The organism is Chryseobacterium sp. 14P4.3.2 (genome assembly GCF_057799275.1).
Window position 1 is genome coordinate 1 of record NZ_JBYOKO010000032.1, and the last position, 12934, is coordinate 12934.

General features: G+C 34.7%; 11 protein-coding genes. All 11 read left to right on the plus strand.

Annotated features, from left to right (window positions below; translation table 11 throughout):
• Positions 1–306: T9SS type A sorting domain-containing protein (locus tag AC27VX_RS23245; protein ID WP_488698306.1), on the plus strand; the 306-nt coding region annotated here is incomplete at its 5' end.
• 12 nt (positions 307–318) lie between these two features.
• Complete coding sequence (locus tag AC27VX_RS23250; protein ID WP_488698308.1) at positions 319–3207, plus strand: hypothetical protein; 2889 nt, start codon at positions 319–321, stop codon at positions 3205–3207.
• A gap of 4 nt (positions 3208–3211) precedes the next feature.
• Positions 3212–6934: a DUF6443 domain-containing protein gene (locus AC27VX_RS23255; protein ID WP_488698310.1), complete on the plus strand. Its 3723-nt coding sequence runs from the start codon at positions 3212–3214 to the stop codon at positions 6932–6934.
• A 9-nt stretch (positions 6935–6943) separates the two neighbouring features.
• On the plus strand, positions 6944–7399 hold the full coding sequence (locus tag AC27VX_RS23260; RefSeq protein ID WP_488698312.1) for a hypothetical protein: 456 nt from the start codon (positions 6944–6946) through the stop codon (positions 7397–7399).
• Between the two features lie 279 nt (positions 7400–7678).
• Entirely contained in the window at positions 7679–8194 is a 516-nt protein-coding gene (locus AC27VX_RS23265; RefSeq protein WP_488698314.1) for a hypothetical protein, read from the plus strand.
• A 134-nt stretch (positions 8195–8328) separates the two neighbouring features.
• Positions 8329–8715, plus strand: coding sequence for a hypothetical protein (locus AC27VX_RS23270; RefSeq protein ID WP_488698316.1), 387 nt, complete (start codon positions 8329–8331; stop codon positions 8713–8715).
• Between the two features lie 3 nt (positions 8716–8718).
• Positions 8719–9222: a hypothetical protein gene (locus AC27VX_RS23275; protein ID WP_300687363.1), complete on the plus strand. Its 504-nt coding sequence runs from the start codon at positions 8719–8721 to the stop codon at positions 9220–9222.
• A gap of 157 nt (positions 9223–9379) precedes the next feature.
• Complete coding sequence (locus AC27VX_RS23280) at positions 9380–10405, plus strand: RHS repeat-associated core domain-containing protein (RefSeq protein ID WP_488698322.1); 1026 nt, start codon at positions 9380–9382, stop codon at positions 10403–10405.
• 1 nt (position 10406) lies between these two features.
• Complete coding sequence (locus AC27VX_RS23285; protein WP_488698318.1) at positions 10407–10811, plus strand: hypothetical protein; 405 nt, start codon at positions 10407–10409, stop codon at positions 10809–10811.
• Between the two features lie 40 nt (positions 10812–10851).
• Positions 10852–12006 (plus strand): RHS repeat-associated core domain-containing protein, encoded by a 1155-nt coding sequence (locus AC27VX_RS23290; protein ID WP_488698320.1) that lies wholly within the window; start codon positions 10852–10854, stop codon positions 12004–12006.
• A gap of 2 nt (positions 12007–12008) precedes the next feature.
• A complete protein-coding gene (locus AC27VX_RS23295) occupies positions 12009–12650 on the plus strand; it encodes a hypothetical protein (RefSeq protein ID WP_300687365.1) in 642 nt (213 codons plus the stop codon).
• Positions 12651–12934: the final 284 nt, after the last annotated feature.

Sequence of the window (12934 nt, forward strand, 5' to 3'; positions counted from 1 at the left end):
GAACTGGGCAAAGAAAACTGGAAAATTGTAAAACTGGGAGACAAACAGGTTGATCAGCTAATGGAGAAATTTGATATCAAGATCTATCCGAATCCGGTATCAGATTATGCTTACATAGAAATTGGCTTTGATTTTAAAGAGGCTGATATTATGCTGTATGATATGAGCGGAAGACAGCTTCAGAGCTTGAAGACAAAGAATAAAGTAACCAAGATTAACACGCAGGCTCTTGTTCAGGGCGCTTATCTGGTGACGATAAAAACGGATACGAATAAAACAGCGAATGCTAAATTGATTAAGAAATAAAAAAACAAAATAATGAAGAAAACAATTGTATTATGGGGAATGCTATTCTGCATTTTTACCCAATATGTTAAAGCTCAACGGCCAGATATTAATTTTGGAGAATTTTCTAATCCGGTGCCTTCGGTTTCCTCTCTGTCATCATACAACAATACTCCTCAAACCAACGCAACCGGGATGCCGGAAATATCTTTCCCACTTTTTGAACTTCCGTCACGCAATGAAAATATTTCATTAGGTATTTCCATGTCTTATAGTATTTTAAATGTAAAAAAAGATGAGCCAGCCAGTGATATAGGAACGGGTTGGTCGATATTTGGAGGAGGTGTTATTTCTAGGAAAATTATTGACCTTTATGATGAACGAAATGATGATGTTACTCGTGGTGGTTATACAAAAAATAAATTTGATGATATCTATTATTATAATGCTCCGGGGATTTCAGGTAAATTCAGTTTTATAAGAGATAACGATACGTTTCAATTGGTTAATCTTTCTTCCAATAGACATAAAATAGAATACTTCAGGAATTCTAATACAGCTACACTGATCATTGATTCTTTTACGATTACGGATGCCAAAGGGAACAAATATTTTTTCAATGATTATAGTAGAAGTACCTCTGAAAAATTAAATGAGGTAAACCGTGAATTTCGTTCAGCATTTTTTCTGACCAGAATTGTAGATGCCAATAATGTAGAACTCGCTACATTTACTTACGAGAAATATGTTAAAAATAAATTTTTTCCATCCAATAAACTGCTATATCAATACTGTAAGTTAAAGTCAATCAATTCTCCCGGGTTCGGTAAAATTGAATATGAATACTATTTTGAGGAGCCCTGGAGAATGAATGATCCTTATCAGGTGCAAAAAGTCATTTTAAAAGACCAGAATAATCATACTATTTCTCAATATGCTTTTGAATATAATTCTGACCAAATTGAAGACGGGCAGCTAGCTGGGGGGTCTATGGAGTATGTCTATAAAAGGATGTTGAATAAGATCAAAAGATTAGATAGAAATGGAGCTATATCTGAAACAACAAGCCTGGAATATGCAAGCCTGACATTTTATCCTCCAAATCCTGGCGGCGGAGCTCCGGTTTCCTATTTCTGTCCTGATTTAATCTGGGGATTGACTAATCAGCCATCATATACCCGTCCTCTACTAAAGAGAATTATAAATCCATCTGGTGGTGTTGTAGAATATAATTATGAGTATGGTCAACAATACAAGAATAGGGCTGACCCGGCTTATCTTTCTACCATTTTGAATGGAACTAGTTTTATAGATAATGAAATACAATATTTACAAGTTTTCAGACCGGCAATCGTATCAGATACCCGATTGGGATTAGAACATTCTTTCACGGTATCGGGGACAGCACCTAAAATGTTAATTCTGAGTTTATTTGAACGTGAAGTAGATCCGCCAACTCCGGAATTTGATCCCTGGTATAATCCTATCACCACAAAATATCTTAAATTTGGTATTTACCAAAACGGAGCATTGATCCCGAGGGGATATTGTAAAGGAGAAGATGAAGATCGTGCCTTGATTTATAATCTTTCTCCAGGAAATTATACTTTAAAAGTTTTTGGAACTGAAGGCAGAGAGGGAACTGCTGAAATTTCTTTCACAGAATTTGGTCATGTCCCGCAACCTTTTCCTAATAGTACAGGAGGAGCCGGGATAAGAATCAATAATATCAAATACTATAACAGTCCAACTGATGCTTTGCCAACCAAACAGACAAGGTTTGAGTATAATAGCTTTACTGATCCCTCGGCTTCTTCTGGTTATCAATTTACAAATGAAATGGATACGGAATCTCGTATGTATACTCTATACAATAATGTAAAGGTGATAGATGATAATAACGGGTATACCCAATATTATTACAAGACTCCAAATGATTATCCTCAGATTCCTTTTACGGGGGGTACAAACAATGAAAAATTCTGGCCTTATTACAATTTTTCAAAAGGAGGACTCTTGGAGAAAACACAAGTATATAATTCAGATCATAAACTCCTTATAGCGGAACAAACTGACTATAGCTTCGAGGATATTCCGGGAATGATTGATACTCCAATCTTTTACACTTATGATAATTGGTCACCCATTACCTATTCTAGATCGTCCTGGTTAAAAAAGCTTACTAAAACGGCTACCGCTTATTTTGAAAATGGCAGAAGTGTGCAGGAGACATCAGAAACCAATTTTGGAGTCTTTAACTTTCAGCCCGTACTTTCCAAAAAGATAGTAGATGGCAGAACTGAAGAGCAAATAAATACCTATCCCGAAACAGGATATGCCAACCTTTCAGCAGCTCATATCCTGAACACCCCTGTTATTGTAGAAAACAAAATAGACGGAAAGCTGGTTTCCCGTGTTGAAACTCAATTTACCCATCCATCTTTATTGTATCCTACAGCCATTGCGGTTTCCAATATTGGAAACACAGCACAAAAAACAGCTACCATAGATCTATATGATGAAAAAGGAAATGTTATCCAATATACGGATACAAACGGAAATGTGGTAACAACCATATATGGATATGACAAAACCCTGCCTATTGCAAAAATAGAAGGAGCTGCCTATACACAGGTATCTTCCCTGGTTCAGGCTATTATCAGTGCATCTGACGCAGATGCTGCAGATCCTTCAAAAGAACCACAGCTTTTAGCGGCACTTGATTCTTTTAGAAATAATACCCAGCTGAACAATTTTCTGATTACCACCTATACGTATGATCCTTTGATTGGATCTACAACGGTAACTCCTCCCAACGGAATCAGGGCAGTTTATAAATATGACAGCCAGAACAGGCTTGAAAAAATTGTGGATATGAATGGTTTGGTTCTGAAGGAATACCAATACAATTATAAAAACTAAAGCGATGAAAAAAATAATAGTATCAACACTGCTGTTTGGGGCTGCTCTGTTTCATGCCCAGACCAGCACGGAAAATTATGTTAAAACCAAAACCTATCTGGATTATAATGGTACCCAGCCTTCAAAATCTGTTGAAACCGTTCAGTATCTTGATGGCTTGGGAAGACCGAAGCAAATCGTTAATGTGGCTGCTACTCCATTAGGAAGAGATGTGGTCACTCATATTGAATACGATCAGTTTGGCAGACAGACGAAAGATTATCTGCCGGTACCGCAGCTCTCAAGCAGCGGGGGTAATTATTACTCAGGACCTTTAGGCGTTTATCCTGCAACTTATGGAGATGAAAAGATTTATACGGAGAAAGTAGTAGAGAACTCCCCTTTAAACAGAGTTTTACAGCAAACTTCTGTAGGTAAAGCCTGGAGTACCCAACCTGTACAATTTGAATATGATACCAATAAGGCTAATGAAGTTTATCTATATCTCATCTCCATGAGCTGGGAAAATGGAGTGTCTAAAAGCATATTGACCTTATCTCCATCAGAAACTTATGTCCCTAACCAGCTTTATAAAAGTACAGTAAAAGATGAAGACGGAATAGAAACCGTAGAATTTAAGAACAAAAAAGGACAAACCATCTTAACAAGAAAAATAATGAGCTCTACAGTACATGTAGATACTTATTATGTATACAATGAATATGGGCAGCTTGTTTTTATTCTTCCTCCGGAGGCTGTTCATAAAACCATTACTGATGAGCTTCTGAACAATCTTTGTTACCAGTACCGCTATGATTCCTGGGGGCGTCAGGTAGAAAAGAAACTTCCCGGAAAAGGCTGGGAGTATATGGTGTATGACAAACAGGACAGGCTGGTTGCCACTCAGGATGCTAATCTGAAAGAGAAAGGACAATGGCTGTATACCACCTATGACCAGTTCGGAAGAGTGGCTTTTACAGGAATTGCTGCCGGAGGAGACCGGAATACAGAGCAGGGATTGGCCGATGGGGTTCCGAATAAAAATAATGTGAAGCGTTCCCCATCCGTTACCTTTAACAGACAGGGAATGGATGTCCTTTATGATCCTAATGGTGCATATCCCAATGCTTCCAAATGGGTAACTTTATTATCAGTTAATTATTATGATTCATATCCTGGCTACTCATTTAACCCCTCTTTTCCACAGACTATTCAGGGGGCAGCCGTTTTAAAAGAAACTCCGGTTGAAGGAAAAAGTACCAAAGGACTTCCTGTAATGTCATTAGTTAAAAACATTGAAGATGATAACTGGACCAAGAGTTATATCTATTACGATAGTAAGGGAAGAGCTGTTGGATCATACAGCATCAATCATTTGGGTGGGTATACCAAAACAGAATCTGTCCTTGATTTCGCAGGTGTTACCAAACAAACCAAAGCCTATCATAAAAGACTGGCAGCCGATCCTGAAAAAGTAATCACTCAGACCTATACTTATGATGCCCAAAACAGGCTGTTGGTTCATAAACATCAGATTGATACCAATCCGGAAGAAATTCTGGTGCGGAATGAATACAATGAGCTTTCTCAGCTGAAAAATAAAAAACTGGGCGGAACCAATATTGCCGAGCCACTGCAAAGTATTGACTATACTTATAATATCAGAGGCTGGCTGACTAAAATTAATGATCCTTCAAACCTGAACGGAAAACTGTTCGGGTATGAAATGAAGTATACTAACCCTGTGAATACCAATGTGTCGCCCGGGAAATTCAATGGGAGTATCACAGAGGTAGACTGGAAAAATGCCTCTGAAGGTATCCTGAAACGATACAATTATACCTATGATGCCCTTAGCAGATTACAGGATGCCGTATATTCTGAACCTGATGCCGCTCTGCCGTTTAATAATAATTATAATGAATATCTGACCTATGATCTGAACGGAAACATTAAAACCTTAAAAAGAAATGCTTTCCCTGTCACCGGCAACACAGCAACTCAGGTGGATGATCTGATTTATAATTACACTGGAAACCGTTTAACAAAAGTCACTGAAAATGCATTGAACGACACCGGATATGAAGGCGGAAACAATACCATTTCCTATGATCTGAACGGGAATATGAAAGATATGCTGGATAAAGGGGTGAAGTCTGTACAATATAATTACCTCAATCTCTCCAATCAGTATGTTGCTACCCAACAAAATGATTTTGGATTATTAAATAGATTTATTACTTACCTTTATCGTGCAGACGGAACCAAGCTTCGCAAAACATATTCTTCTAGTCCTCCAAGAGGGTCAGCGTCCATCCGTACCACAGATTATCTAGATGGTTTCCAATACAGCTACTTCGAAGGCGGTGGAATCTGTATGACCTGTAGAACCGAAAATGCTTACGAAGTACAGGCTTATAAAAATATTTTTGATCCTGTCATTACTCCTATTACCCCAGAATGGAGGCTTGATTTTGTGGCCACCGCAGAAGGTTTTTACAGTTTCACAGAAAACCGCTATATTTACCAGTACAGAGACCACCTTGGAAACAGCAGGGTCACCTTTGCCAAAAACAGCGCAGGCGCTCCTGAAATTACCGATACCAACAACTATTATCCATTTGGCTTAAACCATACGGGAGGAAACGGATTGAATTCCTCCAATTTTGGAAGTTTCTACTCTTACAAATACAACGGAAAAGAGCTTCAGGAAACCGGGATGTTTGATTATGGCTGGAGACAATATATGCCTGATCTGGGAAGATGGAACGGGATAGATCAATTGGCGGAAGCATATACTTCTATAAGTCCTTTTGCCTATGTAGCCAATAATCCTATTTCAATGAGAGATCCTGATGGAAGATGGATGGATGCAGCTGGAAATATTGATACATCGGGCCAGGCAAATCCTTTTCAATTTTTAGGTAGTTCTCATAAACCGAGATATATGACATCATCTACCGGAGTGACTCTAAATCCAGATAGTTTTGGTGATGGCTATTCTTTATTTGATCAGGTTAAAGATGGATTAGGAAAACAAAATATATTTATTGACTTTAATAAAAAAGGTGATATGTACTGGTGGACTACTTATAAAGACCCTAATACTGGAGTTAAGGGAATAGGAGTATTAGAGATGCTAAATCTAAGATCTTATTCTGGGATGCCAGAGATCAGGCAGTCTTATCATAACTTCAATCCGTACAAACCAGATAATAGTTTGGATTGGTATAGTTCTGGAGGACAAGTTAATCTATGGTTTGCTACTGCTGTTGCAGGGTTTGGGGGACTATCCGGTGAAGCAAGGGTAACAAGTGTTGGATCATCAATCAAGTTGTACCGCCCTAATGCTAATGGAAACGTTTTTATTAAAAATGCATATACTAAAACAATAGGGCTAAGTAAAGTTGCTCATGGAGCTGGAGTTTTTAGTTTTTGGGTTGGATTTGGATTGGATATAAAAGCATCTTACAATTATATATTTGATCCTACATCTAACAATAAGGTTGATCCTGGAAAAGCGGCGATAAATACAGTAATGGGAATAATAGGGACATGGGGAGGCCCAATTGGATCATCAATTGGTACTACTTATTTTAGTGTAGATAATCATTACGATGGTCCAGGTGGGCAAGGATGGCCAGGATGGTTTAATGGAGCTAATGATTTTCAGAGTCAACTAGATGCAGGATTTAATAATGCTGGCCCATATAGATTTCATATAATGGGAGCACATGAACCTAAATAATAAAAAATAATGAAAAAATTAAAATTAGTTTATTATTACACGTATTACACCTTATATAAAGCAGCACAAAAGTCTCCTACGCTTTTTTCTTATAGCTTTATAAGTATATTATCATTTGATGCAATTCTGTTAGTTTTATTATCATCTTTTATGTTTTATTATACTGGAGCAACCAAAATAATAATAAATTTAAATGATAATATTTTTTTATTAATAGTATCAATTTTAATATTGGTACCAAATTATTTTATATTTGATTATAAGGATAGATATAAATTGTATGTAGATAAATTTGATCAACTTTCAGAAGAAAAAAATTCTAAATATAAAATGGTTACATGGATTGGAATTATATTAATAATAATTAATTTCATTTACTCAGTATTTTATGCTGATCTACAGGCTAAAAAGAATCATATAGGAAGATATTCTATAGAGTATTTAGAATATGAAAGCAACAAATGAAGGAGAGTATTTCCTGAATTCACCGTTCATACTAATTATAACAAATTAGGTTCTTTGTAGCTATGATGGTTTTCAAATTGTTCATGTTTCAGATATGTTGATTTCTATTATTACCACGGAGCTATAATTAGTACTTTATATTTTGGAATTGATAATTACTACCCGGGAGGTTGGGTAGGAGCTTCTGAGACAGCAGCCAAAACAGAAGTTTATGAACAACAAATGACAGGACATCCATTTTTAAGTAACTCAGCTATAAAATTCTAGATATGTAAGAATATGAAACGTGCTTATTATTATCTTTTTTATAAACTTTATAAACACTATGAAGATAGTTCAACACCATGGTGGAGTGATTTTAAAGCAAGTGCTTCAATAGGAGCGTTAGAAATTTGGTTGTTATTATCAATATTAAACTATTTTCTATTGATCACCGGAAAAAAAATAGGTGAATTAACCCTTCGACAGCCTTTAATTTTTATCCCAGTCGTAATACTTTTCCTATTACATTATTTTTGTTTTATTCGTACTGATGTATGGAAAAAGTACAATATAGAGTTCGATCAATTACCTAAAGAAAAAAATAAAAAAAATGGTATTATTGTTTGGAGCATTATTATTTTAATAATATTAAATACTATATTTTCATATTATTTATTGCTTAATCGAGCAAAACTGAATCATACAGGACCATATTCTAAAGACTATATAGAACAGGAAAAAGTCAAAGATTCTATAGAAAACGCAAAATATAAGAAAGAAATTCAGGATATTAGGGATAATGTGAGAAAATGATTTTATAATTAAGATAAGAGTAGAGAAAATTCTACTCTTATCTGTTTTTAGACTTTCGAGATTAACTAGCTGCATTAAGTTTAGAGAAATTTTCAGGACAAACCAGAATTAGAACTACAGGTTTATCTATTAAATTGTACCGCCCTAATGCTAATGGTAATGTTTTTATTAAAAATGCATATATAAAAACTACCGGGCTAAGTAAAATCGGACAAGGTCTAGGGAAATATTCATTTTATTTAGGTGTTGCAATGGACGTGTATGGCGTAAAAACATTTTATGAAGATCCAACTTCTCCCAATGCAGTGCATCCGGGCAAGGCCGGATTAAATACAGTAATGGGATATGTGGGTTTAAAAGGAGGAGCTTACGGAGCTGTAATTAGCACTTTATATTTTGGAGTTGATAATTATTATCCGGGTGGATGGATCGGTGCTTTTGAAACTGCTGCAGCAACTGAAGCAAATGAACAACAAATGATAGGACATCCATTCTTAAATAATTCAGCAATTAAATTTTAAAATATGGAAAAAATAAAAAAAGCATATTATTATTTCTTTTATAAACTGTATAAACATTCAAAGGGATCTATTTTCCCTGAAGATTTTACAGGGAGTATATTTTTAGGTACTTTAGGTATTTGGTTTACTATTACTCTATTAAACTACTATAATATTTTTATTGACAAAAGTATCAATTTTACAAAAGGAGTTTATATCGGAATTGCTGTCTTTTTTTTACTCACGTCTTATATAACTATAGATTATAATAATACTTGGAAAAAATATAATCTGGAATTTGACCAACTCTCTAAAGAAAAAAATAAAATAGGTGGTATTATAGTTTGGAGTATAATTGTACTGGTTATTATTAATATGATATTTTCTTATTATCTATTATCTGAAAGAGCTAAAAGTAATCATACTGGGCCATATTCAAGGGAATATATTGAAGAACAGAAAATAAAAGATTCATTAGAGAATATAAGATATAAAAAACGGATGGAAGATATTAGACAGGGTAAATAATTGGGCAATGTTTCAAACATGTTCGTGATAAATTAGAGTATTGAAAATCAGCACTCTAATTTTAAAAATATTAATAAAATCTCAATTTTAAATGATGTTGTGGATAGCTGGCATAGAAGAAAAGAGAAAACAGGCTGTCTAAAATATTGAAGATCATATCAGGTGTTTTGGATATGTTGGTGTCAAATCCGAAAGTTTTTACTGCTACAAATACAACGGCAAAGAGCTTCAGGAAACCGGGATGTTTGATTACGGCTGGAGACAATATATGCCAGATCTGGGAAGATGGAACGGGATAGACCAGTTGGCGGAAGCATATACTTCTATAAGTCCTTTTGCCTATGTAGCCAATAATCCTATTTCAATGAGAGATCCTGATGGAAGATGGATGGATGCAGCTGGACATATTGATACATCGGGATATGCTAATCCTTTTACAATTATGTCACATTCTCAAATGCTGATGACTCAGTTTATGGGGAGAACACCAGATGAAGGCGGCGGCGGGTATCTTGCTTTTGGTAAGACTCAGGCATATACTGACTTAATGACCTCCTTTTTTAATGGAGGAACAGTAGGTATTAGCAATAAGGATGGAGTTTTAAGATGGTGGACAGATTATGATGACCCTGATACTAATGTGAAAGGAGTAGGAGCACTAGGCTTTTTAAAATTTAAAGAAAATAACTATGATTATTGGGGAATATTAAATAATGCAAGTACAGCTCAATCTTATGCAACAAATGGAATTGGGCTCACCTTAGGAACTACTGCTCAAGTATCAAATGATCTTGTAGATGCAGGTAAAATGATAAAAACATCTAATATTTTTAAAACTTATAATCTATATAGAAGTAATGGTTATTTAAATGGTAATAAATATATTTCAGGTGCAAAGTTTTTGAAAAATGTAAAAGCTATTAATGCTGTAAACAGTTCAAAAGTAGTAAAAGGAGTTGCATATGCTGGATTAGCAATTTCTATGGCTCAGTTTTACGAATCTCATCATCCAGGATATATATCAAGAGGAATTATGAGTTATGCTGCAGGCTTTATTCCTTATGTAGGACCAGCTGTTTCTTTAGGTATTGATAATACGGATGTAAATTATTGGAATATATGGACATGGGGAGCTATGAATAGAGGCAGCAATCATTATGATTATTTAAACCCTGAAAATTAACATGAAAAACTTTATAAATACAATTAAAAATGCATATTTCTACGCTTATTATGAGTGTTATTTGCAAACACATATTTATTATAAAAAACATAAAGATAAGAATTTTTATTCGATTTTAACTTTAGGTTTTCCTTTATGGTTATTATTAGAATTTCCAATATTAATGATAGTAGATAAAACTATTGGACTTCCTTCAAAAGTGTTCTTATATCCACTAATAATAGGAATTGCTTATGGATATATTTTTGCAACTTTCAAGTTAATAGGTGATGACGATTTGACAGAGAAGATTAATGCTTTTTATGCAAATAAAAAAACTGTAAAAAAATCAAGAAAGATTGTTTTAATCTTTGTATTCCTATGCATTATGTTCTGGATATTTGCAATAAAATATGATTACTATTAATTTTTGATAATTCTAACAATATTGATAATAAAATAGAGTATTGAAAATCAATACTCTATTTTTAAAAATATCAGTAAAGTCCCTTGGACTGAACCATATTTCAAATTCGTTCAGCAATTCAGGTTTCGGAAGTTTGTACAGCAATAAATACAACGGTAAAGAACTTCAGGAAACCGGGATGTTTGATTACGGCTGGAGGCAGTATATGCCGGATCTGGGAAGATGGAACGGGATAGACCAGTTGGCAGAAAGTTACCTTTCTACAAGCTCATATGCGTATGTAGCCAACAATCCTGTTTTGCAGTATGATGTAGACGGAAGATGGTTTAACCAGGATGGGAGTATTGATACTTCAGGAAGAACTCCCGGATTTACCACGGGTAGACAATATTATAATTCTTTTTTGGGTATAAATCCCGGAGATGATGGAGGTGCAAATAGTATGTCTGCTGCTGGACTTATTGATACAGCATTCGGTTTGGGTGGAACTTGGTCTAATACAGGTTTTGGCTTTATGGATAGTGATGGTACTCTTTTGGGGTATAATGGTAGCTATAAAAGTTTAAATGTTAACTTTGAGGAAGGAGGCATTGGTGAAGCAACCAATTATGTTCCGGAAGTTTTTGTCACAGGAAGAAAAGGTGGGGTGTTCTTTGAAGGATCATACAATAGCTTTAAGATGGAGAATGGGCTTGATAATGCTAGACAGGGTTGGAACTTAAGTCAAAGTAGATCTTTACTGTATGATGCTATAGAAAATACTAAAGTTGGGCAGTCTGTTTCAGCGGCTGAGAATTTCATGTTCCTGGAGTTACCAGCGTCTCTTGCCGGAGGTGAGCTATTGGCAGCTGGTTGGAGAGCCGCTGGAGCTGGCAGGTATTTAGGGCAAGCTTTTAATTATATATCAAAAGGAGGTCCTACTTTTGCACAGTATCGAGCTGCTTATTGGGCTAAAAATGCAAAACCTGTTTTACAAGCTTTGGAAAACCCCGAAACCGGACAAGTATGGAAGCAATCAATGGAATTGCACCATAGATTTATTCCTCAAAGAGCTAAATGGGCTCCTAATTGGCTTCTGAATAATCGTTTTAATTTACAGTCTGTTAGCAGTTTAGAGCACGCTATAGCAGACCCATATCGGGCTAGATTTGCACCAAAATGGGTGAAAGAAATGTATAATTTAACTTGGAAATAATTATGTTTAGAATATTTAAAAAACAAAAAATAAAAGAGTTTACAGATGAAGAAATAAATTTCTTTAGAGAGCTCGTTAAGCTTTTACCTACTCGTTATCATTATATTCTTGATCAATTGAATAAAGATTTTTTAATAAGCTTTAAACCAAACGACTTGAACTTTAAAGATTGGTATAGTGTTCAATTAAATGCAAAATTAGAGAAAGTATATAGCAAACCTAATTTAGGGTATTTTCAATTACAAAATATTTTTATATACAATAAAAAAAGTAAAGAAAAAGAAAAAATTAATATTTCGTTTCTTGAGGGAATGTTTATTGGTTTTTTTATTAAAGATATAAATTTGAATAATTATACTTTAAATCAATATGATACTTCTACTCTAAAAGAAAAACATTTTAAAAATGAGAACGATAAAGAAGTTCTTTTAGAAATAATTAAAGATGTTAATAAGAATAAGTTGGTTGAGTTAGATATAGAGGATACATTTAAAATAGAAATCCCTGAAGGAACTTTTTATACTATTAAAAGCTTGGGGGAAGGCAATTATTTAGCTGTTGATAGTCACGGTATAGTTTATGAACTATTGCATGATCCGTACAGTGTAAAGAAAAAAGCGACTAGTATAAATGATTTACTATAGACATTGATCATGTTTCAGATATGTTGATTTCTGTTATTAATGTGATTTAACATTCCCCTCGCTGCAGCACGATTGCATCGTGTGGCGAAGTAATAATAACAACACCACTGCTATTGAGCGGTGGTGTTGTGTTTTAAAAACTTTATATATTTATTTTGAAAACAATAAGTATATTTATCAATATAAAGACCAACTTGATAGACCAATAAAAGAGAAGGTTTTACGAAAACTGCTAATATAGTTAAGTAAGTGTAACCTTTGCCAAAAACAGCGCAGGCGCTCCC